We start from the raw sequence: 26,429 nt of genomic DNA, 5'->3' as shown, positions 1-26,429 counted from the left end.
GAGTATACGACGTGAAAACGACAACCCGAACCGATAAAACGAGCCGTCTGGCTGCCCATCTCCTGTTAGCTGTCGGCGCGCTGGTCATGATCATGCCCTTTCTGTGGATGCTCTCCACCTCGGTCAAATCGTTCGCGGACTCCATGTCCGTCCCGCCGAAATGGCTCCCGACCGAATGGCGCTTTGATAACTATGCCCGGGTGATCGACAGCATAGATTTCGGCACGTATTACTTGAATACGGTCATAGTCACGCTCGGGCGAACCGCCGGCCAGCTCGTGCTGTGCTCCCTTGCCGCCTATGCCTTCGCAAGCCTGCGGTTCCCGTTCAAAAATACGATATTCCTCGCGCTGCTGGCCGTGCTGATGGTGCCATCGCAGGTCGTCATGATTCCGAGCTTCGTCATCATGCGCGAGTTCGAATGGCTCGATACGTTCTACGTGCTGATTGTGCCCGGCATATTCAGCGCCTTCGGCACATTCCTGTTAAGGCAGTTTTTCATGACGCTGCCGAAGGATCTTGAGGAGGCCGCCAAAATCGACGGCTGCAGTTATTTCCGCATCTACTGGAACATCTATTTGCCACTGTCCAAGGCCGCGCTCGTCTCCCTTGCCATCTTTACGATACTGGCATCCTGGAACGATCTGCTGTGGCCGCTGATCATGACCAGCTCCGAGGAAATGCGGGTGCTCTCCATCGGTATTTCCAGCTTCCAGGGACAGCATTCCACCGATTACCCGCTGCTGATGGCTGGCGCGGTAATGGCCACGCTTCCGATCATCATCCTGTTCATTTTCCTTCAGCGCTATTTCATTGAGGGGATTGCGATGAACGGTATTAAGGGTTAACGGTTAAGCGGCTTGTTCTGCCGAAAATTTGATTGTAGTTCACATGGTTTACGAGCCCGGCCGACAAGAGCGTCGCCGGTCTCATCTATAAAGGAGTGTATGAAGTGATACGTGTATTAGTTATCGGGGCGGGCACCATGGGAAGAGCCCACGCTTCAGCCTATGCCGTGATGCCTGGCGTGAAGCTTGTCGGCATCGCGGACATCCAGGCGGACAAAGCGAGCGGTCTGGCTGCCAAATGGAGCACCCGAGCGTTCCCTTCCTTCGAGGAAGCGGTGCAGGAGCTTGGCCTTGCCGGTATCGATGTTATCGACATTTGCCTGCCAACCCCTCTCCATAAGGAATATGTCGTGAAGTCGGCCGATGCCGGCAAACACGTCATCTGCGAAAAGCCGATCGCCCGCAGCGCGGAGGATGCCGCATTCATGATCCGCTATTGCCGCGAGAAGGGGGTTCGATTGTTCGTCGGGCATGTGCTTCGGTTCTTTCCGGAGTATGTTAAAGCCAAAGCGCTGCTGGACCAGGGATCGATCGGCAAGCCAGCCGTCATCCGGGCCGGCCGCGGCGGCGGTTATCCGATCGGCTGGAATGACTGGTACAGCGACTTCAGCGCCAGCGGCGGCGTTACGCTCGATGCGATGATCCATGATTTCGACTATTTGCGCTGGTGCTTCGGCGAGGTTGAGCGCGTATACGCCAAGGGGCTTCACGGCCGCCATCAGGCCCAGCTCGATTATGCGCTCGTGACCCTGCGGTTCCGAAGCGGAGTCATCGCCCATGTCGAAGGGACTTGGGCCCATGAGGGCTTCTCCATGCATTTCGAAATAGCCGGAACGAAGGGCGTTATAGATTACGACAGCCGGACGGACACCCCGATCGTATACAAATCGCGCCGCCGTTCGGAGACGGTCCCGGGCGTCATCGTCCCGGAAAGCCCGCTCGCCCAGAGCCCGTATTACCGCGAGCTTGCCCACTTCATGTCCTGCATTCAGGACGGAAGCGACCCGCTGGTCACGGCGGAGGATGCGCTCGAGGCATTGCGCATCGCGCTGGCGGCACTGTCGTCCATGTCTTCCGGTCAGCCGGTTCTGATAGATGCAGATTCCGGAGCCTTAGTCGGTGCTCATTCATATAGAGGGGTGATGTCATGAAGATTGGCGTTATAAGCTTTGCACATATGCATGCATTCAGCTACACGAAGGCGCTGCTCCAGATTGACGGCGTGGAGCTGGCCGGAATCGCCGATACCGATGCGGAGCGTGGAGCCAAGTATGCGGAATATTTCGGAACGACCTATTATCCGGATTACCGGGAGCTGCTGGCGCAAGGCATTGACGGTGTCATCGTCACTTCCGAGAATGCCCGTCACAAAGAGCATACTCTTGCCGCTGCCAAGGCCGGTGTCCATGTTCTCTGCGAAAAACCGCTATCCACCAATATAGCGGATGCCCAAGAGATGATTGAAGCATGCAAGGCAAGCGGGGTGCTGCTGCAGACCGCCTTCCCCGTCCGCTATAATTCCACGGTCATCCGCGCCAAGCAATTGGTGGATGACGGTGCATTAGGCCGCATCCTGGCCATGAAGGGGACCAACCGGGGGCGCAATCCCGGGGGCTGGTTCATCGACCCGGCTCTCTCCGGAGGCGGCGCCGTCATCGATCATACGGTGCATGTAGCAGACATTATGCGCTGGATCTCCGGCGCAGAGGTAAAGGATGTCTACGCCGAGGTCGGCCATTTGATTTCGGAGAAGCCGATCGATGATTGCGGCATGCTGACCATGGAATTTGAAAACGGCGTGTTCGCGACGCTAGACTGCAGCTGGTCCCGCAATAAGGAATACCCGACCTGGGGCGACGTTACCTTGGAAATTATCGGCTCGCAGGGGACGATCAGCGTGAATGCGACCAGCCAGAAGCTGCACGTCTACACCGATGAGTCCGGCTACCGCCATCATGCATGGGGTGACAGCATGGATGCCGAGCTGATCCGTGATTTTATATCGGCCATCTCCTCCGGCGCAGCCGAAGCATCAGTCACCGGCGAGGACGGATTACACGCACTCGCGGTTGCTGTAGCTGCATACCGTTCATCGGAGCAGGGACGGACCGTGACCATGCAGGAATTGGACTAATCCTAGGGGCATTGCAAGGGTAATTACAGACGGCAGCCTCATAAAGCTTGAGTTTGTCACCGTACGCTCGGTGCGTGGAGCTAGCATGTGTTTCGCACTGGCATGTGCGTGGAGTTGGCGTGTGCTTCGAGCTGGCATGTGCTTCGAGCCGGCTGTGCTTCGAGCTGGCATGTGCTTCGAGCCGGCTGTGCTTCAAGCTGGCATATGCATGCAGCTGGCATGTGCATTCAGCTGGCGCGTGCTTCAAGCTGACATGTGCTTTGAGCCGGCATGTGCATGAATCCGTGCATCCCTAAATGCCCCCATGCTTCCTATGGCTTTATATCGGCTGTCTTCCGGTATTAAGAGAAAATTACCGTGTTGAATAATATGGAAATCAGGGATATAATCACGAGGACTACGTACCGAACGGGTGTGGTACGTTAACCTAACCACTAGGAGTGATCAATGCCAATGATTAAAGCAGGCGTAATCGGGGCCGGGGGGATGGGCGCCGTACACATCAAAAATCTCCACGAGCATGAGCATGTGCAGCTCGCCGCCATTTGCGATTCCAACGAAGCACTCGCCAAGGCACAGGCGGAGCAATACGGAGCCGCTTATTATACGGACGGCAGCGTCATGATCGAACAGGAGCCGCTCGATGTGCTGTATATCTGCATCCCGCCGTTCTGCCACGGCGATCTGGAAGAGCGAGCGGCAGCGAAAGGCATTCATTTGATGGTAGAGAAGCCGCTCGGACTTGATCTCGAAGCTGTCCGCAGCAAAGCGAAAGCCATCGCGGACAGCGGAATTATTGCCGCTTCCGGCTATTGCTTGCGTTATTTGGATACGGTTGCAATCGCAAAGGATTATCTCAAGGACAAGAAAATCGGAATGGTTCGCGCCCATTACATCACCGTGCCTGTACCAACACCATGGTGGCGCAAGAAAGAGCTATCGGGCGGCCAGCTCGTGGAACAATCTACGCATACCTTGGACCTGGTCCGCTATTTATGCGGCGACATTACCAATCTGTACGCGAATATGGATCTGCTTCTCGTGAAGGATATCCCGGATCTGGACATTCCGGATGTCGGCGTCATCCAGTTCGTGCTCGAATCCGGAGCGCTTGGACAGATGCAAACCGGATTCATCCAATTCGACCATCGCACAGGCGTCGAAATCATGGGACGGAATTTCCGCCTTGTTCTCGACGGTACGACGCTGTCCATTGTCGAGAAGGGGAAGGAAACGATTTACCGCAGCAACTCCAACTTTTATAAAAACCTGACTGATGCGCTGGTCGAAGCCATCCGGCAAAAAAATCCCAGCCTGGTTCTGGCATCCTATGAGGAAGGCCTCAAGACGCTTGAAGCGACGCTGGCCGCGAACGAATCCGCAGAGACCGGCCAGGTTATTCAGCTATCATCTAATAAATAAAATCATGCATGGCAATAAGGGCGATCCCGCAGCGTCAACGGGGATCGCCCTTCTTAGATCCGTTCTCCAATGCCAATATACGAACAAATCATAAACATAAATGAACTGCAATTACACTGCCATCAAACTACAAACCAAGCGAAATGTACTTGACCTCCAAAAACTCATCGATCCCGTAATGCCCGCCTTCCCGTCCAAGCCCGCTTTCCTTGAAGCCTCCAAACGGCGCTTGGGCTGTAGACGGAACGGGATCGTTCACGCCCACGATGCCGTAGTCCAGCGCTTCGGCGATTCGCACCGCTTCCCCGAGATGCTGCGTGAATACATAAGCCGCCAGCCCGTACGGACTGTTGTTGGCGCGCTTAATCGCCTCCTCGATGGCGGTGAAGGTGGTGATCGGCGCCAGCGGCCCGAATGTTTCCTCCTGCATGCACGCCATGTCATCGGTAGCGTTCATAATGACGGTCGGTTCCACGAAGCGACCGCCGAGCTCAGGCAGCTTCTTTCCGCCGGTCAGCACGATGCCTCCCTTCGCCTTCGCATCCTGAATCTGCTTCACCACTTTATCCACTGCGTCCTCGTTAATGAGTGGTCCAATATCGGTACCTTCCTGCAGGCCGTTACCTACCTTCAGCTCGGAAGCAAGCCGCGCAACGCATTCCGCAAACTCTTCAGCTACTCGCTCCTCGACATAAATCCGGTTCGCGCAGACGCAGGTCTGTCCCCCGTTGCGGAACTTGGACGCGATCAAACCCGAAGCCGCCTGCTCCAAATCAGCATGCGCCGTCACGATAAACGGCGCGTGTCCGCCGAGCTCCAGCGATATTTTCTTCACATTCGCGGCCGCCCCGGCCATCAGCTTCTTGCCGACCTCGGTCGAGCCGGTAAAGGACAATTTGCGCACCCGGCCGTCCTGCTGCCACGCCTCCGCGATTTCACCAGAGGGACCTGTCACGAGGTTGATCACTCCTGCCGGAATGCCTGCTTGCTCCGCAAGCTCAACCAGCTTGATGGCGGTAAACGGCGTCTCGCTTGAAGGCTTGATGACCACGGTGCAGCCCGCAGCCAGCGCCGGCGCGACCTTACGGGTTATCATCGAGGCCGGAAAGTTCCAAGGCGTAATCGCAGCAACGACTCCGACCGGCTGTTTGGTTACGATAATCCGCTTCTTGTTCGACGAAGCGGGAATCGTCTCGCCATAGATGCGTTTGCCCTCCTCCGCATACCAGGAGACAAAGCTGTTCGCATAGGCAATCTCCCCTGCCGCCTCCTTCAGCGGCTTGCCCTGCTCCATCGTCATGATCCGCGCCAGCTCATCGGTATGCTCGCTGATCCGTTCAAACCAGCGGCGAAGCAGATCCCCGCGCTCCTGGGCCGTCAGTCCCGACCAATGCCCGAATGCTTCAGCCGCGGCATCCACGGCTTGTTCGGCCTCGATTCTGCCGGCCTTCGGCACGGTCCCGATCACCTTGCCGTCCGCCGGATTATACACCTCAATCGACTTGTCCGTCCGGATCCATTGTCCGCCGATGTATATTTGATCTCGAAACATCTATATAACCTCCTGTCTTCCTGCAAGACTGCAGCCATCCTGCAACTTAAACCCTGATTCGACGAATGCTGCCATATTCTTTATTATCCGATAATCGATGATCCAAAGCAAAGAAACTAACATACGGGAAGGGACGACAAGACCATAGCTTTAGCCGGACCCCCGCGCCTTATATGTAAATTCTGTTCGTCGGACCGAGGGTTTGCCTCCGGCTTTCTTCAGATTCCGCCTCGCGGCGGACACCCTTGCCCTTGGCTAACATTTCCTACTGCCAAGCCTGTAGCGGACTTTCACCGCCGAGTTATCGCCCATGCCGGGCGCACACAACGAAAGATGGCGGGACACGGAATAATCCGGTACCGCCATCTTTTGAATTGAGCTTGTATTATGAATGAGTCTTCATGTCCTCACTATTACTTGATGGCCGCGTCTACTTCTTTAACCATTTCGGATACGGAAGTCAATCCGCCGCCGGACAGGTACCAGAAGTCAGGGTCCAAGTACACGATGTTTCCTTCTTTCGCAGCATTCGTTGTATTGACGAGCTCGTTCTCCACGACTGCTTTAGCGCCGGATTCGCCGTTTCCTGTAGCTACGGCAGCGCCGCGGTCAACGACAAACAGATAGTCCGGATTTTTCTCTACAATATACTCGTTCGAGATGTCCTTACCATGAGTGCTTACTTCAATGTTGCTGTCCACCGCTTTAAATCCGAACACATCATGCAGGATGCCGAAGCGCGATCCTGGTCCGTATGCGCTGATTTTGCCTTCGTTCGCAAGAATGATCAGTGCGTTTTTGCCTGTTGCCGTTGCTTTTTCATTCAGTGCCTTAATGCTGTCTTCAATCGTTTTCAGCTCTTGCTCAACCTCGGCTTCCTTGCCGAAAATTTGTCCGAGCGTGTTCATGTTCTCTTCAAAGGATTCCATGTATTTGCTTGTATCCACGCCCAAGAAGATCGTAGGCGCAATTTCCTGAAGCTCCTCATAGGCTTCCTGCTGTCTTCCGGAAATGATGATCAGGTCCGGTTTGATGCTGTTGATTTTTTCGAAGTCAGGCTCTTTCAAGCTGCCGACATTCTCGTATTTCTTGTCTTCGAATTTGGATAGGTACGAAGGAATATTCGCTTGCGGCACGCCTAACACCTCTACGCCGAGCTTATCCAGGGAATCCAGAATACCGAAATCGAATACGACAACGCGCGTAGGATTCTTCTTCACAGGCGTTTCGCCAAGCTGATGCTTAATCGTAATCTTCTCGGAAGCTGGCGTGTTCGTATCACCGCCGGCTGCTCCCGTTGCCTCCTTATCCTGTCCGCATGCTGCGAGTACAAAAGTGAACATTGCTACCATAACTAACGCTAACCATTTTTTCATTGCTTCCACCCCGTTTGAATGATTTTTTATATTTCGTAAAACATGGTTTATGACCTCATGTCGTGCTTATGCGTTGATGTTTGTCGCATACAACCCTTTGGTCAAGCCCGGTTAAGCTTATCCTACCCAACGTTATGATCCTATGTATAACCGTTCATCCCTCCTGGCTGTAATCAAGAACAATATGGATATACATGTATTTTGAATATTTGGTTGATTTTGTAATACAAAGAGGGCGTATAGAACCGTGCCGTCCTTCTAAAAGGCAGCCAGGTCTGTCCGGACGGATAGGAACTCGCTAGAACCGCACCTCTCGCGGTCTGCTCCGGGCTCGTATCCTCCGAACACATATTCCAACCTTATGTTAGGCGTAGTATACACACACTCTGTTATCGTTAATCTCTTCGATCTCAATGTCCATATCATAGATGCCGCGAAGAACGTTGCTCTGAATAATATGCTCTGTCCGGCCTTCGCTCTCGATCGCCCCATCCTTCAGCGCCACGATGTAATCGGAGTAAAAAGACGCGAAGTTGATATCATGAATGACGATGACAATCGTTTTGTTCAGATCGGTGACAAGCTTTCTGAGTATTTTCATAATCTGCACCGAATGCTTCATATCCAGATTGTTCAGCGGTTCATCAAGCAGGATATACTCGGTGTTCTGGGCAATGACCATCGCGATGTAGGCGCGCTGGGTTTGACCGCCGCTGAGCTGGTGCAGGTATTTATGCTGCATATCCTGAAGCTCCATATACGCGATCGCTTCATCCACATACTTCTCATCTTCCGCCGTCAGCCTGCCTTGGGAGTAAGGAAAACGTCCGAAGGATACGAGCTCGCGTACCGTCAGGCGGAGGCTGATGTGGTTCGACTGCTTCAAGATCGAAACCTTCTTCGCCAGATCGCCGCTCTTCCATTGGCTGACCTCTTTGCCGTCCACCATGATCTGTCCGCTATCCTTGCCCGTCAATCTGCTGATCATGGACAGCAATGTACTCTTACCGGCCCCGTTCGGACCGATAAAGGACGTGATTTGGCCCTTCGGGATCGTAACCGACACGTTGTCGACGACTTTTTTGCCGCCATAGACTTTCGATACGTTCGTAACCTGGATCATGCTTTACTCTCCTTTAATAGCAGGTATATAAAGTAAACACCGCCGATGAAATTGATGATGACGCTGAGCGTCGTGGAGAAGGTAAACACCCGTTCTACAATCAATTGACCGCCAACCAATGCGATGACGCTGATCAGTATGGAAGCTGATATCAAGTAGGAATGACGGTAGGTTTTCATAAATTCATAAGCAACGTTAACGACCAGCAGTCCAAGGAATGTGATTGGACCCACCAGCGCGGTAGCAACCGAGATCAGCACTGCCACGACGATCAACAGCCGCTTTACAACATAATCGTAGTTCACGCCGAGGTTGATCGCCTGCTCCCGCCCGAGCGCAAGCACGTTCAGATACTTGGTGAATCTTGCGAAGTACAGGAGCGTAACGGCAACGACAATGCTCGCCATGATCAGCAGATCGGTCTTCACATTGTTAAAGCTGGCGAACATTTTATCCGCTACGTATTGGAACTCGTTCGGATCGATCAGCACCTCCATGAAGGAGGACATGCTGGAGAACAAGGTTCCGAAGATCATGCCGATTAGGAGGAGGAAGTAAATATTGTTGCCTTCCCTCCGGAACAGAAGCCGGTATAACACGCCGGCGAACAGAATCATGGCCCCGACATTGATCAGGAAATTTGCGTTGCTGCCCAGTTTGTACAGCGTAAAGGAACCGAATACGAAGATGACTGTCGTCTGAATCAAAATATATAAAGAATCCAATCCCATGACGCTCGGCGTCAAAATCCGGTTATTCGTGACCGTTTGGAACACCGTGGTAGACAGGGCGATCGCCCCGCCGGTCAGAATAATGGCCAGCACCTTCTTGATTCTTCGCGGGAAGGCGTAATCCCAACTGCCGCCAAGATCGATGAACAGAAAGGCCGCCACCAGGATAATTGCCACCGCGGCCAGCAGGCCGATTTTGGCTCTATAAGTCATAAGCCTTTCTCCTCATCAGTAAGTAAATGAAAATACCGCTTCCGAGCACGCCCACGGTCAGACTGATCGGAATTTCGTATGGGTATATGATGATCCGGCCAAGGATATCGCAGAACAGAACGAATCCGGCCCCTAGCAGCGCGGTATGGGAAAGGCTTTTTTTCAAATGGTCTCCCAGATACAGGCTTACAATATTCGGTATGATCAAACCGAGAAAAGGAATCACGCCGACCGTCAACACGACGGATGCGGTTACCAGCGCTACAATGACCAAGCCCAAATTAACGACGCGCCGGTAATGAAGTCCAAGGTTCGTGGCGAATTCCTCACCCATGCCGGCAACCGTGAATTTGTTGGCGAACAGGTAGGCCAGAATGACCAGCGGAACGCTGATATACAGAAGTTCGTACTGTCCCTTGATGATCATGGAAAAATCGCCTTGAAGCCATGCGGACATGTTCTGAATGAGATCATATTTATAAGCGAAGAACGTAGCGATCGAGCTTACGATGTTCCCGAACATGAGTCCAACGAGCGGAATAAAGATCGCATCCTTGAACTTGATCCGGTCCAGGATCTTCATGAAGATAAACGTGCCGGCCAGAGCGAATACAAAAGCCACCAGCATTTTCACAAGCGGTCCGCTTGTCGTGAATACGAGCATCGCAACGAGAATTCCCAGTCTTGCGGAATCCATGGTTCCCGCCGTTGTCGGCGATACGAATTTGTTGCGGCTAAGCTGCTGCATGATCAATCCGCAGATACTCATGCTGACTCCCGCCAGAATTAGACTGACTAGACGCGGCAAGCGGCTGACGAGCATAATATGCTGTTGTTGTTCCGTCATGGAGAATAAGTCCAGCGGCGAAATATCCTTGACTCCGATAAATAAGGAGACGATGGAAAGCGCCACAACGGCTGCGGCTAAGTAAATGATCTTCATGGCTCTTCCTTCTATGCATATGTCTCTAAATCATTTCGTCAGCTCGTAATTCAGTTATCATTCTCATTGAGATTGATTATCAATTACGTTCTGATAAGCATTATATCACCCTCATTCTCAACCGACAAGTATAATTGAGAATCAAACTCAATTAAATTATTAATCTTTGCATGATTTGTTCATCAATTGTTCATAATATGAAGCTTGGCAGAAATTAGCCGTTGTTGTCCTCAATCCTTCCATTGTTCTCCTCGCCCTCTCTTATAAATAGGAAATAAAAAATCCCTTCCCCTGTTTTAGCTCCCAATCACGGGGTATTTCATCTATAAATTCTCAATCACAGGGTTGACAATGACCAATGTGATATAATAACATACTAACGGAAGTATTATTTCTTACAATTAGTAAGTTGTTAAGGAATAATAATTCAACATATTTCAGCGATCACCTTAATGCATATTTGCTTGAATGATAGGACATCTTTTTATCAGGCGTATGCAATCCAAACCATGACTCAGGAGGGTTTATCAACATGTCTAAAGACTTCCTTACCGCACTTAAAAATCGCCGTTCCTACTATGCGATCAGCAAGGATTCCGTCATCTCCGATGAGCGTATCCAAGAAATCGTGAAAGATGCCGTGAAATACACGCCTTCTTCCTTCAACTCCCAAAGCGCACGCGCGGTCGTTCTGCTTGGTGAGCAGCATGACAAGCTGTGGAATATTACGGAAGGCATTCTGAAGGAAGTGGTGGGCGACGAGCAAGCATTCAAATCCACCGCTGAGAAAATGGCCTCTTTCCGCGCAGGCTATGGCACCGTGCTGTTCTTCGAGGACAACGATGTCATCGCAGGGCTTCAGCAAAACTTTGCGCTCTATGCCGACAACTTCCCGGTATGGGCGAATCAGTCGAACGGCATGCTTCAGCTCGTCGTTTGGACAATGCTGGAAGCCGAAGGACTGGGTGCTTCCCTGCAGCATTACAACCCGCTGATCGACGAAAAAGTAAAAGCTGAATGGAACATTCCTGAAAACTGGAAGCTGATTGCACAAATGCCATTCGGCAAGCCGGCTGCTGAGCCAGGGGACAAGGAATTTGCTCCGCTTGAAGATCGCGTGAAAGTTTACAAGTAAGCGAAACAAGACCAAGAGCCGCCATCAGGAAGCCTATTAAAGCTCCTCATGGCGGTTTTTTGCTGCAGTGACATTGTTTTTTCGATGCCGAGACGTTACAATTACCAAGTAAGAAGCCGCCCTCTTTCGAAAGCTTGGACCGGCCGGCATCTAAGCAAAATTTCATATCTTGTGTTGCTGTACTAGGGGTGCCTTGTGCTGAGAAACGGCAGGACCGCCGTTAACCCTTACTACCCGATCTAGGTCATGCTAGCGTGGGGAAGTGTAGCGTTCATGTTTATGTATTTTTCGCGTAGACATCGCCGCACTTATCCCTTAGGGTGCGGTTTTTTGCGTTATTTTGCATTCTCAAATTTATGCTGCAGGAGGAATCTACAATGAATGAGTTAGCATGCGGAACCAGCCGGATTGTTGGCTGCCGGTTCTCGGTATTTCCGATGACGGACCGCTTCGTCGAAGTGATTGTGGGGGCGTTGGAGTCTGTGCATACGGATAAGGTATGGATTCATACCGATGATGTCAGTACTTGTGTTCGCGGACGTGCCGAGCACGTATTTGACGTTACCCGTGCGATATTCGCCCATGCGGCAGCTTCCGGCGTACATACAGTCTTTAATGGGACCTACTCCATCGGCTGCCCAGGCGATACGGATGCGGATGTCTATATGTCTGAGGATTCCGGGGTGTTAAACAGCGAGCTTGGACCACACGCGGATATTGAAACCGCCTGCCAGTTCGCCTTGTATCCGCTCGGAACCGAGCATTATATGGATATTATCTACGGAGAAGTGCAGCGCGCCAAGGAAAAGGGAACCTTCGGGGGCAGCGTCCATTACGCAAGCCGTCTCGACGGAACGCTCACTCGCGTATTCGAATCCCTCGAGGATGCGTTCAAGCATGCCATCCAGACAGATACCAGCCACCTCGTGATGACCGCTGTCGTCTCCGCGCACAGTCCATCGCCAAAGCAGAATAGCGTATAATATGCACGCTTAAGCAGACAAGGACCCGGCGATATGCCGAGTCCTTGTGCTATCCACCGCGTATCCTTGATGAATTAAACCCAAGCAAGCGAGATGATTACGAGCAGGATAAAGAGAACCAGTATAATACCCGTTGATGTGCCCCAAACATCTCCACCATATGCTCCGCTCATGACGATCCCTCCTGGATTTATTGAAATACGTGATGTCATCACATATTAAGGTATGAGCCGGAAAGAACGACGGTCACGGCAGCTGTACCGCTTGTCTTTTCCCCCAGCCGATGGCCTTATTCTTCATATCCGACAAGCAGCTGGCCTCCGTAAGGGAGCAAAACCTGCTCGCACAGCTTCATGAGCTGATGCGATTGCCGGGTACGGTACATCGCCTCCAGCGCTTGCACCAACCGCTCGCTAAAATGCGGATCGAAGCCGGAGACCAGCCGGAACAGCGTCTTCCCTTCCCCCGTCCATTGCCGGTTCACCCTCAGGACAAACTCGCAGAGCAAAGTCGATATTTTTTGAACGGTAAACCAGGCTTCCCCGTCCCCTTTGGCCTGCTTAAGATCCATCATGTATTCGGTGATCATGTACCGGGCTGCGTCAATATCGGACATCGTTAATGGCAGCGGGCCGTAATCCAGATCAGCCTGGGCCTCCCCGCGAATGGCTTCCCCTTCCGGTAGCGAGCAGAGAACAACGCCTTCAGCCATGATCCGCTGCAACGTCGGATTCGCCGCAACGATGCCTGCGTCAAAATCTTCGCGATAGCCGGAGCTAGATAAAATAAACAGCTCTACGATCCAGCCGGCAGCTTCAATCGTCCTTCTCCTCAGCCCTTCGCCTTCTCTCTCTACAATGATCACGTCAAGGTCTGAGTGCTCGTTATGCTCTCCCCTGGAAGCACTGCCCCCCAGTACAGCCAGCAGACAATCCGGATATTGTTCCGACACGACCTTCCTTGCGGCCTGAATCGGCTCCATCTTCATGCGTATTTCCCCCAAACCGCTCATATCTTCAAAAAAAGGGCTCAAAATAGTAAATTCAGCGAAAACCCCAAACGTACCTCAATCATATGGTAAATAAACAAATATCCTTATGCAGATAACGAAAGTAGGGATCCATTCGATGAATTACATTAACATGCTGTCCAAATTAGGGATGGGCAGCGCCCACCCCGGGGGATTCGAGGCCACTCTGAGAATGCTGAATTCGTACCCTATCAGGCCGAGCAGCCGAATTCTGGAGGTTGGCTGCGGAACCGGCCGAACGGCCTGTCACCTAGCCGGCCTAGGCTACCAAGTGACGGCCATTGATCTGAATGAGCATATGATTACAAAAGCAAAAGCAAGAGCAGCGGCGATGGGCAGTGATGTGGAATTTCTTCAGGCAGACGTATGCTCGCTGCCTTTTCCGGACAATCAATTCGATGTCATTCTGGCCGAGTCGGTCACCGTCTTCACCGATACGTCGCGCTCCATTCCGGAATATTACCGCGTTCTGGATGCCGGCGGAATTTTAATGGACAGGGAGCTGATTCTGGATAAGAGCATGCCTGAACCGCAGCTCAACGAGCTGCTTGCCTTCTTCGGCATCCCCCGCCTCATGGACCGGGAGAAATGGCGCGATGCGCTGCTGGGCAGCGGCTTCAAGCAGGCCGAGGTGCTGGAATACAATCATTTCAACGAGAAGCTGAAGGAGGAACAGACACGCCATCTGGATGCCTATGAGCAGCGGGATAAAGGAATATTGCTCGACCTTGCACTCTGGGAGACGGTCTTCAAGCATGACCGCATGATTCTCGATAACACCGAATATTTGGCCTCCGCATTGTTCCGGGCAGAGAAATAGACAATCGTTGGAGCGGGTTTGTAGCGCATAAGCGTTCACAAATCCGCTCTCTTTTTCACGAGTTCTGTACGAGGATAACATTAGATCAGAATCTTCCGGGTTTCATTCAGGGTCTTTAGACTCACCTGATTGAAAATTTTGTAATTCCTTGTATCTACTTTTGTCGCACGATGATATAATCATGGTAAAAATATCCTATATAGCTTGAGGAGGATTCATTCGTATGGCATGGTTCAACAGACTCCCGATCGCTCAAAAAATCACAGCAGCCTGTTATCTCATTGCCGCCTTGTTCGCGCTTCCAATGCTGATCGCCTTTATACTCGTAGGCAAAGCGGTCATTGGTATCGTACTTGTTGCGGTGCTAATCGGACTCACTTATCCACTTTCCCGTGTCATTGAGAGAGCGCTTACGAGCACGTTCTCCGAAATCTCCAGCGTCTCCGCCAAAATTGCCAAAGGAGATTTTACCTTCCAGGTAGAAGAGATGGGCGGAATGAATGATCTCAGCAGAACCTTCAACAGCATGGTGGACAAGCTCCGCAAAATCCTTCAGGAAACCTCCGACATCACCCGCAGCGTCATGGCTTCAAGCCGGAATATATCAACGAAAAATCAGGAGCTTATCCAGGTCATGAACCAGGTATCGCTTTCTGCAGGAGAGCTGGCCGTCGGAGCAGGCGAAATATCGGAGGACGTGTCCGCAATGACCGACTCGATCAAGGAAATCGAGGAGAAGGTCGGCAATTACACCCACTCAACCCATGAAATGAACTCCCGGTCGATGGCAACTTTGCAGCTGGTGGAGCAAGGAAGAGAATCGGTATCCCGGCAATCGGCCGGCATGCTGCGAAATATCGAGGCAACGGCCAAAGTATCCGAATCCATTGATGCGCTCGCGCGAAACGCCAAAGGCATTACGAAAATTACCGAAACGATATCCGAGCTGGCCGATCAGACGAATCTGCTGTCATTAAACGCTTCAATCGAGGCGGCCCGTGCCGGCGAGCACGGCGCCGGCTTTGCCGTTGTAGCCCAGGAGGTTCGAAAGCTCGCGGAGGAATCGACCTCCTCCACGCGTGAAGTGTTCAATCTGGTTCGCAGCATTGAGGCAGACATTAAGCATGCGACCCAGAACATTAAGATCAATGAGGATGTCGTGCGCCAACAAACGGAGCTGATCCGGGAAGCCGAGGAAGTCTTCATGCAGATCGTAAGCAGCGTGCAGTACATCACCGAGCAGATTGCCGCCTTCTCCAAGGAAAGCGAGTCCATGCTGGAGAGCGCGCAGAGCATATCCGCCGCCATTCAGAACATTTCGGCCATTACCCAGCAGTCCGCAGCAGGGACGGAGCAGGTATCCGCCTCCATGAACGAGGGGATTACCTCAATCAAGAAGATGGCCGAAGAAGCAGAGGCAATGAACAACGCTGTCTTCCAGCTGCAGAAGACGATCAATATTTTCAAATTCTAGCTGAATTACATACAGAAGCAGGCCTGAATCGGCTTCACTCCGATTCGGGCCTGCTTTTTGCATTTCACGATGCTCCTCCTGGTTCGATGATCCTGGATCGCGGAAGCCGTATTTTACGTTTCACAAGAAAATACTTTGGAAAAACCAATTATTCCTCGCTCATGTGCGGCTTGAGATCATTCTTCGTGATCCGCTTATCGTCCTCGCCCATGATCTGTTCAGCCATCATCTCCGCAAACGGCGTCAGCGGCAGCCCGCTCAGCTGCTCCAGCGGAATCCATGCCGCGCCTAACGAATCCTCGCCGTCCCCTTCCGATTTCAAACCTGCCGGCTCATCCGCCAGCTGAACATCATAGATGATCCCGATATGATGGAGCTCCTCCAGCCTGTTCTCATCATATTGATAGATCATCGTATAGGAGACCGCAGTCCGAATCGTTCCCTGGACGGACGATAGGCCTGTCTCCTCCAGAAATTCACGCTGCAGCGTTCGCTCGGGCTCTTCTCCGAACTCGACCGATCCGCCGGGCAGATCCCATTTCCCCCGATGAGGACCCCGGGCTTTCTGAACCAGCAATAGGCGCTGACTGCGAATCAATACGCCATAAATGCCGAGATGGGTATATTTCTCCAAACTTACCGCGCTCCTTTTCGTGCAGTGAAGGTAATCCATTCGCCGCAAAACATTATATCCCTGCCGTCGTGGACCTCGGGAATTTCCTGATGGACCTGCCGCTCACATAGGATCTCCCAATCGGCATATAAACGATGCAGGATCGAGAAGGCGCGTTCCGTTGGAAGATTCAGTTCGATCAAGCCCTCCTGCTCCTTGCCCGTCTCCACATCTATTTCCTTTACATTCGTGTTGATCATGATGCAGTGGATACCAAGGGGAGCGGTGCCTTCCTGCATCTCTTCGAGCTTGGCAACGAACGCTTCCTCCGAGGTGAGGTGCTCGAGGCAGGAGCAAGCCACAATATAATGATACATGCCCGGCGTGATTCGAAAATACTGGGCATCCGCCACGTGCGTCTCGATATGGGACGCAACGCCATACTGCTCGGCATACTGCCGCAGCTTCGTGATTGCCGACTCGAGCAGATCCACACAGACGACCGTCCCGTTCATGTCCTGGATCCGCTGAGCCATCGGAATGCTGTTCCGGCCGACGCCGCAGCCTAAATCCAAAACCCGCATGTTCTGGACCTTCAGCAGCTCCAGATGATCCATAACCGCGGCTACTGGCCGCGCCAGCCAGGTCCCCTGCTCAAACAATGCGGTTTGATCGTAAAACTGCTCGTGATAAGCTATTTCCTTCTCGCGGGCTTGCTGAAAATCACTCATCTCGATCTCTCCCTTCCTGTTGCGGCATAGCTTAGGCGATGTCCACATGTGCCGCTAAATGAGGGCAGGCTTCAAGCGCTAATCCTCAAAAATCGTAAGCAGCGGCCACTGGCTCGCCCACTCCTTTCTTAGTACCCTTTCCAGATAATACTCACGCTTTAAGAATGCGGGGGAGCGCCTGACGCGAAGCCCGAATAAATCTTCCAGTCCATACGGGCAGATCAGCTCGATTCCTCCAGCCGGATTTAGCCTAGCCCCGATGGCCGTAGCGGTTTCGGGCCACATCGACATCGCATCTGCTGTTGACTGGTAAGGCCCGTCCCCATTCTTGATATGCATTCGGGCCTGATTCTTGACGGACCACTTGGGATTCAGCGTCTCTTCCTTTAGTCTCCGCTCCAGATGCTCGTCCCGGTCCTCGGAAGCATCGTCCGGATCAAAAAACACCACATCGATATCGCTGTGCCGATCGGAACGATCATATCCATGGAGAATATCCCACGCATAGTTGCGGATATAGCCTGCAGCAATATAGCATTGCGGCAGGTCCAGCTCCCGCACCCGCTGCAAATCAGCCATTAATGGCTGATGCTCCCTGATCCAGCTCTTTAAGCGTTCCTCTAACATTCCATTCACCTCCTGCAAGCATGCCGTAACATCCAAGTTTTGAAAACAAGACTGATTTTAACCGAGCGCACAACTTTAAGGCTTAGCTGCATTTTCAGAAAAATAGTTACAGAAGGAATAACGGCGAAGGCTCGTCCGAACGATTACATCCTCCCGCGAAAAAGCCAAAGACCGCCTCCTAATGGAAAACGGTCTATGCTCAGTCAACAAGTAAACCTATTATATTCCAGTTAATCCCTGCCGGCAATACAGCAAAGTTCACAAGATATTCCTTTAAGCAAACGAAAGCCCCTTAGTAGATCGAGACTCCACCCGAGCAGGATTTGAGGCTTGATTACAATCAAATCGCCTTTGAGTACCGCAACCGCCGGTCAGACCGCCGCGTCAATTCGCTCCTGTGATGCGACGTCGCAGCGCTTGCACACCTTCAGTGCCGTTCCGTCCGTCTTCGTCCGCGGATACAGCAGCTTCGTTCGCGTGCTTCCGCACACCGGACACGTGCCCCGGGCTCGGCTGGGCAGATGCCACAGCGCCTTTCCTCTTTTTTGCTTGGCCATTACATTCAATCCCCCGTTTCATTCATCATTTCGCTGACTCTACATTGTATGAACGGGGGTGCCGCAACATGTTGCAAGAACATGGCTGAATGAGTACATACTTAAAATTTGAACATTGTTCAAGCCGCCCAGTCTTAAGAAAAAGCCAAAAAACCATAGAGGGAGCTTTAAGTAAACGTCCTCTATAGCTTATTGGCTATTGGCTGCTTAGGGTAAATCCTCCGAACAGAAGTGCTCCATCAATGAGCTGATGCCGGCTGCTTCTCCAAGAACAACTCGATTTCCTGCTTGGACGGGATGGAAGCCTGTGCACCGGGCCGTGTGACCGTTAACGCGGCGGCAGCTGCAGCGAATCGAAGCGCAGCTTCGGTTGCCATGCCCCCTGAACTCGCTGCCGCATATGCACCGATAAAGGTATCGCCTGCGGCCGTCGTATCCACGGGCTTCACGCGGCAAGCCGGCACGGTGATCCGTTCTCCTCGGCGATTTGCATAGAAGCATCCCTGCTCTCCCAGTGTAACGATCACGTTCTCCGTTCCCAGGCCTAACAATTTCCCTGCGGCAAGCTCGGCCGTCATCGGGTCTTCCACCTTCACGCCGCTGACGGCAGCCGCCTCCGTCTCATTCAGAATCAATGTATCCAGCAGCGGAAACAGCGACGGAGGCAAAGCCCGAGCAGGAGCCGGGTTCAGCCAGACGCGAACCCCCGCTGCACTCGCAGACTGAATGACAGCCACGTTTGTCTCCCACGGGATTTCATTTTGCAGCAGGACTGCATAAACATCCTCAAAGCGGACCTCCGCTTGGACATCAGCCTCCGTTAATTGGCCGTTGGCTCCCGCTGACAACACGATATGATTCTCGCCTTCTTCATTAACCGTAATAATCGCCATGCCCGAGGTGCCTTCCTTGGCTAGAACGGACTTCACCTCTACTCCCCGATCCTCCAGGGAAGAAACGAGCGTATCGCCAAACGGATCTTGGCCGACCGCTCCGATCATCGCACACTCCGCGCCGGCCATTGCGGCGGCCACGGCCTGATTCGCCCCTTTCCCTCCGGGGAAGAAGGACGTTCCGCTGCTGTGAATCGTCTCCCCCGGCAGCGGGAACTGCGATACGCTGCTGACCACATCCATGTTGATGCTGCCAATGACGTACAGCTTACCCACATCGATCTCCTCCCTTGTTGTCTCTAGTTACGATACGGACGTTCGGACCTGAACCTTTCGAATTTCGAGCTCCCCATCCTCCAGACAGCCGAACCCGAACATGCCGTGTTCAAATGCAGCGTCCTTGCACTCCAGAACACTTTCTCCATTGATATACAAAGTGAAATGATCCTTCTGCGCTTTCAGCTTGAAATGATATTCCTGCCCATGCTCCCAATCGTATCTTGCGGTGATGAGCCGTTTCACTCCGAAATCCTGCTTGATAAACGATACGGCGTTCGGACCGTCAAAGCCGGCCAAATAGTGCCTCATCACGCCCTGCGCTCTTACGATGAGACAATGGCTGTCCCCCGAGATCGGCGTGATAACCGCTTCGACCTCCATGTCCTTCGCATAGTAATTGCCAGAGTAGGATGAGGCATCCCCTTCTGCCTTCCCCCAGAGTGCGCCATCGCGCAGCTCCCATACTCCCCGATGGTGGGAGAACGGGGTGACTGAGCCGAATTCCTTGGCCTGCTTGGAAAAATCGATGGCGTATTTCGCCTCGCCCGTAATGCGGAACTGTCCGATGAACAGCCGGCCGATGGCTCGGTCTGCGAGAGGGGAAGGGCTCTCCAAGATCCAGCCGATCTCATCGATCATGGCCCCATTGGTATCCGGAATCACCCATTCGACATCGTTCCACTTTCCATTCTCCGGCGTAACCGGGCTCAGCAATATTTCTTCTCTATTATAAGTGTTGCGTACGTATGGTGTCAGCGTGACCGGCTCACCCTCCCATTGATCCGCATAGATTTTCGCAGAAACGGTTTGACCGCTATAGGCCAGCGGAGCAAAGGTCGGCTTATATTTCTCGTCATTGAACTCGGCTCTTCGGTAGAACGGCTTGTAATAAATTTTGCTGCTGTCACCCTCAACCAATCGGTCAAACACAATTTCGAGCGAGCCCCTGCCGTCATATGAATGCTGCACCGAGTGCCTGACAACAGGCGTCTTGAACGGATTGCTGGTGCGGAAGCCGTGGGTTGAGCCCGGCAGATCAAAATCGAAGTACACCTCGCCCGGCTTCACGCGCTCCACCAAATCCTGAGGGGCCGTTTCTCCGTTCAGCCGATAGCCGAGCAGCGCAAGCTCCCTGGCGAAGGTGGGGAAGTCGACCAGATTCAAATAGCCGGATACGCTCGAGGCAACGATAAAATCATTGATCGGCTTGCGATAGTGGTCCGGAATGCCGGCCAGACCGCCGTATACACCAAGAATGCTGCCGACATTGCCTGCGTTGCAGTCTGTATCCCAGCCGCACATCGACGCGATCTCGACCGTACGGGCGAAATCCCCTTCGCCATACAGCAGGGCAAGCACGCATACGCCGGCATTCGGGATAATATGGCACACCCCGGTGTATTTATCATAGCCCCAGTGGTCCTCCAGGTATTGCCGGCATGCCCTGAAATCTTCGGGATGCTCGCGATGGAAATCCAGGACCGCATGCACGACGCGTGCATACGTAGAATCTGCCGGAATCATGCGCAGCCCTTCGCTTATGATTTCACCGACGGAAGCTGCATCGAAAGCTTTGGCGATGCACGCAGCCATGAAGCGTGCGCCATAGAGCCCGTTGCCGTCATGGGATACGCTCGCCGCCTTCTCCGCGTATTCGGCGGCCTTCTCCGCCCGCCCGGGGAACAGCAGCCCCCAGGAGTCGATGAAGATCTGGCCTCCGATCTGCTCCGCCATTTCCTCTCCGTTCACCTCGATCGAGCCGGACTTCGGAGCGGGGATTCCTTTGCGGAGGTTCACGTAGGCACGATGCTCCGTGCTGACATCCTCCCCGCCCCACCAGAACATGCCGATGCCTTCGCGGGCATAATTGAGCCAAGCTCTGCCGACATCCTCCGGCTCCAATTCCCGGTCTGCTGCATCGTCATAAAGCGCCCGTATAAAAAACACCGGCCCGTTCGCATCATCATCTGCCGCAAACGTGGTATACGGCTTCACATAATCGCGGATATCCCCATATACGTCACGTATACGTTCGTAGGTCCAAGCCACTGGCTCAATGGGTGCTCCCAGCCGAATGCCGATGTTCATGCCGATAAATCCGGCATAGACCGACTCTACATAATTCTCAGGTAACATAAACGTCCACTCTCCCTCCCAGCCAGTTGAACAAGTTGTGCCAAGGCCAGTCATGTTCCTTCTTTCATTCCTTGATCGGGGCGGCAAGCTCGGTAGCCTCGTGTAATACCGATGTCTCCCTCAAAATAAGCCTTACCGCCCCTGGCAAGTCCGGCAAGTCACAGTCCGGATTTCCTGCTCTCTTGGATAACGAAATCCTGCTGAAACGACCGACAATTCTTCAGATCAGGTTGCTTGATAACGGTTCGAATCTAACGGTTCATATTCAACGCTTTAAATTCAAAGGTTTAAAGCAACTCATCCATCCATACTCGTTTTCTGCTTTCATAAATCCGCAGATCCTCCTCGATGATTCCGGCTGCGATTTCGGAGAAGCGGTCGGCGATGCCGCATAGATCCAGACGGTTCACCTTGTTTAACTGCTCGATGTCCTCGGTCCGAATCACTTCATAGCCATGCATAGCGCCAAGGATGACGCCGGCCATAACGCCGATGGAGTCGGTATCCCGGCCGGAATTGACGCCGTCCAGAATCGTCCGGTAATACTCGCCGTCATTCAGCACCATAAAGGCAAGCGCAAGCGGCAGCTCCTCAATCGACCACAGCCGGCTCGGTGTGTAATGGTTGCTTGGAACGCCCAACTTGTCGATATGACGGCTGACGTCATCGCCCATCGGCGAGTACTTCAGCAGGATCTCTTGGAACGTCTCAACGACCCTGTCCATATCGTCCCGGAACGGACGCAAGCCTCGGGCCGCTTCCGTCAGTTCGGCGATCGCAGCTTTTGTGCCGTCCTTCGCGAGGGCGATCGCCGTACGGACGATATCGTCCACCGTCACGCCCGGCTCGAAGGCTTTGGCAACGCAGGCTGCAAGCACACCGGCAGCCTCCAGTCCGTAGCTGCTCTGATGGCCCATCGCGAACAGAATCGCTTCATCATAAGCCGCTTTTGGATGGCAAGCATTGACGATTCCGATCGGGGCGATGTACATCGCCGCACCGCAGTTGACCATATTGCCGATGCCGCCCTCCCGCGGATCGCAGTTTGCCAGCACATGGCGCATGAAGATATATTTTTCCGGGTAAAACAGCCGATCAATAATCAGCGTCTCTTGATCCAGCTCCGGGACGTAGGTCTTGCGAAATGCGATTTCCTTCACGAATTCATTGCCCATGTCGTAGGCGTCCAAATGCCTGCCCTCGGTCATATACACCTTCATCAGCGCGATGGTCATCAGCGTATCGTCCGTAACGATGCCGTCCCCCCGCATCCTGCCAAGCCGGACATCGGCGGGAAGATCCGCCTTATGCCACTTGGTCATCAGCGACTCCACCCGGCCGTATTTGGACTTGATCTCCGCATAGGTCAGCTTCTCGACGGGAGCCCCCAAGGCATCCCCGAGCGCAGTCGATAGGACCACGCCCCTTACTCGGTCACGAAAGGATGTCATCAGCTTCAAGCTCCTTACTTGATGTTCTCGTTAGCATATTTCGTTATTTCCGTACCTCCGGCAGCATACCAAGCTTCAACAAATTCATCGAACTGGGACAGGTCCTTCTTGCCGGTAATGAAATCGGTCGAGTATTCCTTATACAGATTGTTCATCGCATCCCAGTTGGCAACGAATTGATCGGGAATCAGGAAATTGTTGTCCTCGGTGTAAAACTCCGAAGCCATGCTCAGCGACTCCGTTCCCGGCTTGCCAAGCAGCGGCGTCTTCAGCGGCGTTTCCGATTTCATCTCGGTCGGCTCCCAGAAGCGTGCATACCACTCGCTGTAATATTTGTCGTTCAGCACAATCTCGCCGTTCTCCACGGTAAAATGCTCGTTCTCGAATCCCAAACGGTCCAGCATTTGTCCTTTCGGGCTTGCCAAGTAATCAAACACCTGGAAGGCAATATCCTTGTGAGGGGACTGCGAAGAAATCGCGAGTCCGCGGGATTCCTTCGTTACGTCGGTTGCCCCGAAGCCCTGGCCTCCGTCTCCCTTGGCAGGCGGCAGCACGATCAGCTCGGCCTCCTTGCCTCCCAGATCCTGCATTCTTCCGTCGTACAGATCCAAGATTTTGCCGACGGTGCCTGTAATTACGGCCGCATCTCCTTTATAGAAGGCATCCTCCTTCGTGTCCCACTGCTTCGTGATGAATTGCGGGTCCAGCAAACCTTCCTTGTAAAGCTTGTTATAGAAGGTCAGCTTTTCCTTCTCGTTCTGGGATACCTTGGAATATTCATACGTTCCGTCAGCCTTCTTGAGCCAAGTCGTGTCAAGGCCGAAAGCGGTATTGAAAATGAAATTGATCTCGGCAATATCGCCGGCGGCGGTCAGCGCATAACTAGGCTTGCCTTCGCCCGGCTTTTTCTCCACCAGCTCTTTAAAGAAGGCGTAATAATTGTCGACGGTCGGATTTTCGATCAGCGCTTTCGAGCTGTCCATCGCATTGAACCAGTCGGCGCGGATCACCGGCGCTTTCGGCGCGAGCGGCTTGATCCACATTAGATACGGATAGCTCTCCATGCGGGTTTTGTTATGCGGCTCCATGATGTCCTTGATGTACTTGGATTTTTCGATATACGGCGTCAGATCCTCCAGCAGTCCCTGCTCCGAGATTTGCTGGTCGCCGCCCTGGAAATAGATGATGTCCGGAATCGTGCCGCCGAGCAGCAGCAGATTCAAATTCTCGGCATAGCTGCCTTGCGCCAGATCGACGAGCTCAAACTTTACGTTCAGCCCCTCATCTTCTGCCAATGCTTTCTCCAGCGTTTCGAAAAATTTTACGGAGACCGGATTGGCCGTCCCCTCATCCTTATACACGATCTTCAGCGTCACGGGATCCCCGCTTCCGTCAGGCTTTGCCGCTTCCGGCTCCTGCCCGGCGCCCGGCGCGTTCGAGTTAGAGTTCGATGTGCATGCGGACATGACCATAACCAGCATGGCAACGATTAACAACAGGCTTACCTTTTTCATTGGTTTGTTCTCCCCTTTTTAGAAAATGAACGTACGCGGCGGATACATCTTGCCTTCCCGGCTTAATCCTTGACCCCTCCTTCAAGCTCGCCCTTGGCGTAATATTTCAAAATGAAAGGATATAGGAACAGCAGCGGCACGATCGCGATGATGATCGTCCCTGCCTGCAAGGAAGCAAAATCGAAATTGATGGCGCTGTCGAACATATTCTGATTGCCCATCAAGGACGTGTTGTCCTTGCGGACGACGAACTGCCGCAACACCACCTGAAGCGGCCATTTGCCCGGCTCCGAGATGTACAGCGTCGCCCGAAAATATTCGTTCCAGTGGTACACGCCGTAGAACAGTCCCAGCGTGGCAAGCCCCGGCTTCGACAGCGGCAGAATGATCCGGGTGTAGAGCCGGAAATGCCCGGCGCCATCCATCCGGGAGGCTTCCAATATCTCCTCCGGAATATCCTGAATGAACCGCATCAAGATAAACAGGTAGTACACGTTAATCGCCTTATACAGAATCAAAGAGGTAAGCGTATTCATAAGTCCAAGATCTTTAATCAGCAGATACTCCGGAATCATGCCCGGCTCGAATACCATAATGACGATCAGGAGAAACAGCACCGCTTTTTTGCCGATAAACTCCGTTCTCGCCAGCACATATGCGGCCATGGACGTCAGCAGCAGATTCAGAAACGTCCCCGCAGCGGTTATCCACACCGAATTCATGATGCTGCCTGTAATCAGCGGATTGGCAAACAGCAGCTGATAATTGATCGTTGTGAAGCCTTTCGGCACGATATCCAGACCGCCCATCAGGTGGGCCTTGCCCGGGTCCGTCAAGGATAGCGCCAGCAGGTTCAGGATGGGAACCAGCACCATGAGCGTGAACAGGAACAGCAAGACATATATGACGATTTTCGAAAACTCCAGCCGTCTCATCATTCTCCCCCTTTACCAGACGCCCTTGCCCGAGATGCGTTTCGAAATGAAATGCGTGCCCAGGATGAGGACGATCCCGATGACGCCTTTGAACAGACTAGCCGCGGTTGCATACGCAAACTGCCCGTTTCCGATACCGATCCGGTATACGTAGGTGTCCAGAATGTCCACCACGCTGATGATGGAATCGTTCATAAAGTTAAACACTTGGTCGAAGCCCGCATTCATGAAGAAGCCGAGGTTCAGAATGAAGACGGTTACAATCGTGCTGTACAAATGAGGAAGCGTAATGTACCGCATTTGCTGGAGCCGGGTGGCGCCGTCGATTTTTGCGGCCTCGTATAATCCCGGGCTGATCTTCATGATCGCGGCCAGATAAATGATGGAATCCCAGCCTGCGCTCCGCCAAATTTCGGAGAAAACAAGCACCCAGCGGATATGCTCTTTGCTGGTCATATAATCGACCGACGGCAATCGAAAGAAATTCGCAATCAGATTGACCGCGCCGTCCGCCGGATTCAGCAGGCTGATCCAGATCCCCGCGATGACGACCCAGGACAGAAAGTGCGGCAGATAGACGACGGATTGCACATACTTGCGGTATTTGCTGCTGCGCACTTCATTAATGAGCAGGGACAGCATGATCGGAATCGGGAATACGAAGATGATTTTCATCAAGCTGATAATGATCGTGTTCTCCAGTACGCTGGTGAAGGCCGGCGAACTGAACAAGGTCTTGAAATGCTTCCAGCCGACCCAGACATGGTCGCCCAGAATGCGATAATCCTGGAAGGCGAGCTTCATGCCATAGAGCGGAATCAGGTGAAAGATGAAAAAGTAGAGCAGAGGTAAGGCCAGCATGGCGTACAATACCCAATCCTGCCTCAAGCGTCTGAGCACCTTCATCGT

At 52.9% G+C, this 26,429-nt stretch carries 25 protein-coding genes and 1 riboswitch; of the genes, 8 read left to right on the top strand and 17 right to left on the bottom strand.

All coding sequences use genetic code 11. The annotated features are described in order from the left end of the window. Positions 1–11 precede the first annotated feature (11 nt). The 4 genes from NSQ46_RS10645 to NSQ46_RS10630 all read left to right on the top strand — a co-directional run bounded on the left by NSQ46_RS10645 (position 12) and on the right by NSQ46_RS10630 (position 4,404). On the top strand, positions 12–848 hold the full coding sequence (locus NSQ46_RS10645; RefSeq protein ID WP_007132162.1) for a carbohydrate ABC transporter permease: 837 nt from the start codon (positions 12–14) through the stop codon (positions 846–848). A 104-nt stretch (positions 849–952) separates the two neighbouring features. After that, entirely contained in the window at positions 953–1,999 is a 1,047-nt protein-coding gene (locus tag NSQ46_RS10640) for a Gfo/Idh/MocA family oxidoreductase (protein ID WP_007132163.1), read from the top strand. Continuing rightward, on the top strand, positions 1,996–2,982 hold the full coding sequence (locus NSQ46_RS10635; RefSeq protein WP_144869130.1) for a Gfo/Idh/MocA family oxidoreductase: 987 nt from the start codon (positions 1,996–1,998) through the stop codon (positions 2,980–2,982). Before NSQ46_RS10640 ends, NSQ46_RS10635 begins: the two co-directional genes overlap by 4 nt. A 453-nt stretch (positions 2,983–3,435) precedes the next feature. Then, positions 3,436–4,404, top strand: coding sequence for a Gfo/Idh/MocA family oxidoreductase (locus tag NSQ46_RS10630; protein ID WP_144869142.1), 969 nt, complete (start codon positions 3,436–3,438; stop codon positions 4,402–4,404). A 127-nt stretch (positions 4,405–4,531) separates the two neighbouring features. Here NSQ46_RS10630 and NSQ46_RS10625 read toward each other — a convergent pair whose 3' ends face one another. The 5 genes from NSQ46_RS10625 to NSQ46_RS10605 form a co-directional block, all read right to left on the bottom strand. After that, the gene (locus NSQ46_RS10625; RefSeq protein ID WP_144869133.1) at positions 4,532–5,956 is read right to left on the bottom strand and encodes an NAD-dependent succinate-semialdehyde dehydrogenase; all 1,425 of its coding nucleotides are present in this window, start codon (positions 5,954–5,956) and stop codon (positions 4,532–4,534) included. Between the two features lie 413 nt (positions 5,957–6,369). Beyond that, the gene (locus tag NSQ46_RS10620) at positions 6,370–7,332 is read right to left on the bottom strand and encodes a siderophore ABC transporter substrate-binding protein (protein ID WP_144869136.1); all 963 of its coding nucleotides are present in this window, start codon (positions 7,330–7,332) and stop codon (positions 6,370–6,372) included. A gap of 364 nt (positions 7,333–7,696) precedes the next feature. Continuing rightward, the gene (locus tag NSQ46_RS10615) at positions 7,697–8,455 is read right to left on the bottom strand and encodes an ABC transporter ATP-binding protein (RefSeq protein ID WP_028405359.1); all 759 of its coding nucleotides are present in this window, start codon (positions 8,453–8,455) and stop codon (positions 7,697–7,699) included. Then, the gene (locus NSQ46_RS10610) at positions 8,452–9,399 is read right to left on the bottom strand and encodes an iron chelate uptake ABC transporter family permease subunit (protein WP_007132169.1); all 948 of its coding nucleotides are present in this window, start codon (positions 9,397–9,399) and stop codon (positions 8,452–8,454) included. Before NSQ46_RS10610 ends, NSQ46_RS10615 begins: the two co-directional genes overlap by 4 nt. After that, positions 9,389–10,342 carry an ABC transporter permease gene (locus NSQ46_RS10605; RefSeq protein WP_007132170.1) on the bottom strand — a complete coding sequence of 318 codons (954 nt, stop codon included), beginning with the start codon at positions 10,340–10,342 and terminating at the stop codon, positions 9,389–9,391. The genes NSQ46_RS10610 and NSQ46_RS10605 overlap by 11 nt, the downstream gene beginning before the upstream one ends. Positions 10,343–10,874: 532 nt before the next feature. Between NSQ46_RS10605 and NSQ46_RS10600 the strand changes: the two genes are divergently transcribed. Together NSQ46_RS10600 and NSQ46_RS10595 are read left to right on the top strand one after the other, a co-directional pair. Then, positions 10,875–11,477, top strand: coding sequence for a nitroreductase family protein (locus NSQ46_RS10600; protein WP_028405360.1), 603 nt, complete (start codon positions 10,875–10,877; stop codon positions 11,475–11,477). A 174-nt stretch (positions 11,478–11,651) separates the two neighbouring features. Further along, positions 11,652–11,755, top strand: a riboswitch (TPP riboswitch). Between the two features lie 99 nt (positions 11,756–11,854). After that, positions 11,855–12,460, top strand: coding sequence for a YkoF family thiamine/hydroxymethylpyrimidine-binding protein (locus NSQ46_RS10595; RefSeq protein ID WP_028405361.1), 606 nt, complete (start codon positions 11,855–11,857; stop codon positions 12,458–12,460). Positions 12,461–12,534: 74 nt separating this feature from the next. On the opposite strand, the gene NSQ46_RS10590 is transcribed toward NSQ46_RS10595, so the two are convergent. Then, positions 12,535–12,633 carry a sporulation protein YjcZ gene (locus NSQ46_RS10590; RefSeq protein WP_007132173.1) on the bottom strand — a complete coding sequence of 33 codons (99 nt, stop codon included), beginning with the start codon at positions 12,631–12,633 and terminating at the stop codon, positions 12,535–12,537. Positions 12,634–12,749: 116 nt separating this feature from the next. Next, a complete protein-coding gene (locus NSQ46_RS10585) occupies positions 12,750–13,448 on the bottom strand; it encodes a nucleotidyltransferase domain-containing protein (protein ID WP_028405362.1) in 699 nt (232 codons plus the stop codon). 139 nt (positions 13,449–13,587) lie between these two features. Here NSQ46_RS10585 and NSQ46_RS10580 point away from each other — a divergent pair, with 139 nt between their 5' ends. Continuing rightward, a complete protein-coding gene (locus tag NSQ46_RS10580) occupies positions 13,588–14,310 on the top strand; it encodes a class I SAM-dependent methyltransferase (RefSeq protein ID WP_007132175.1) in 723 nt (240 codons plus the stop codon). A 223-nt stretch (positions 14,311–14,533) separates the two neighbouring features. After that, positions 14,534–15,784: a methyl-accepting chemotaxis protein gene (locus tag NSQ46_RS10575; RefSeq protein WP_007132176.1), complete on the top strand. Its 1,251-nt coding sequence runs from the start codon at positions 14,534–14,536 to the stop codon at positions 15,782–15,784. Between the two features lie 148 nt (positions 15,785–15,932). On the opposite strand, the gene NSQ46_RS10570 is transcribed toward NSQ46_RS10575, so the two are convergent. The 10 genes from NSQ46_RS10570 to NSQ46_RS10525 form a co-directional block, all read right to left on the bottom strand. After that, a complete protein-coding gene (locus NSQ46_RS10570) occupies positions 15,933–16,418 on the bottom strand; it encodes an NUDIX hydrolase (RefSeq protein ID WP_144870805.1) in 486 nt (161 codons plus the stop codon). 2 nt (positions 16,419–16,420) lie between these two features. Further along, the gene (locus tag NSQ46_RS10565; RefSeq protein ID WP_210094718.1) at positions 16,421–17,128 is read right to left on the bottom strand and encodes a class I SAM-dependent methyltransferase; all 708 of its coding nucleotides are present in this window, start codon (positions 17,126–17,128) and stop codon (positions 16,421–16,423) included. 78 nt (positions 17,129–17,206) lie between these two features. After that, positions 17,207–17,755 carry a nucleotidyltransferase family protein gene (locus NSQ46_RS10560; RefSeq protein WP_210094719.1) on the bottom strand — a complete coding sequence of 183 codons (549 nt, stop codon included), beginning with the start codon at positions 17,753–17,755 and terminating at the stop codon, positions 17,207–17,209. A 371-nt stretch (positions 17,756–18,126) separates the two neighbouring features. Then, the gene (locus NSQ46_RS10555) at positions 18,127–18,312 is read right to left on the bottom strand and encodes a hypothetical protein (protein WP_007132180.1); all 186 of its coding nucleotides are present in this window, start codon (positions 18,310–18,312) and stop codon (positions 18,127–18,129) included. Positions 18,313–18,551: 239 nt separating this feature from the next. Beyond that, entirely contained in the window at positions 18,552–19,481 is a 930-nt protein-coding gene (rbsK, locus tag NSQ46_RS10550; RefSeq protein ID WP_210094720.1) for a ribokinase, read from the bottom strand. Positions 19,482–19,508: 27 nt separating this feature from the next. Then, positions 19,509–21,620, bottom strand: coding sequence for an ADP-ribosylglycohydrolase family protein (locus tag NSQ46_RS10545; RefSeq protein WP_210094721.1), 2,112 nt, complete (start codon positions 21,618–21,620; stop codon positions 19,509–19,511). Between the two features lie 287 nt (positions 21,621–21,907). After that, entirely contained in the window at positions 21,908–23,071 is a 1,164-nt protein-coding gene (locus tag NSQ46_RS10540) for an ADP-ribosylglycohydrolase family protein (RefSeq protein ID WP_007132183.1), read from the bottom strand. Between the two features lie 14 nt (positions 23,072–23,085). After that, positions 23,086–24,585, bottom strand: a complete 1,500-nt coding sequence (locus tag NSQ46_RS10535) for an extracellular solute-binding protein (protein ID WP_007132184.1) — start codon at positions 24,583–24,585, stop codon at positions 23,086–23,088. A gap of 62 nt (positions 24,586–24,647) precedes the next feature. Continuing rightward, positions 24,648–25,523, bottom strand: coding sequence for a carbohydrate ABC transporter permease (locus NSQ46_RS10530; protein WP_232239323.1), 876 nt, complete (start codon positions 25,521–25,523; stop codon positions 24,648–24,650). 9 nt (positions 25,524–25,532) lie between these two features. Continuing rightward, complete coding sequence (locus NSQ46_RS10525; RefSeq protein ID WP_007132186.1) at positions 25,533–26,426, bottom strand: ABC transporter permease subunit; 894 nt, start codon at positions 26,424–26,426, stop codon at positions 25,533–25,535. Positions 26,427–26,429: the final 3 nt, after the last annotated feature.

This window comes from Paenibacillus sp. FSL M8-0142 (genome assembly GCF_038597315.1).
Classification (GTDB): Bacteria; Bacillota; Bacilli; order Paenibacillales; family Paenibacillaceae; genus Paenibacillus_AQ; species Paenibacillus_AQ lactis.
The sequence above is the reverse complement of the archived record's forward strand: the minus strand, read 5'-3'. Positions and strand labels throughout refer to the sequence as shown.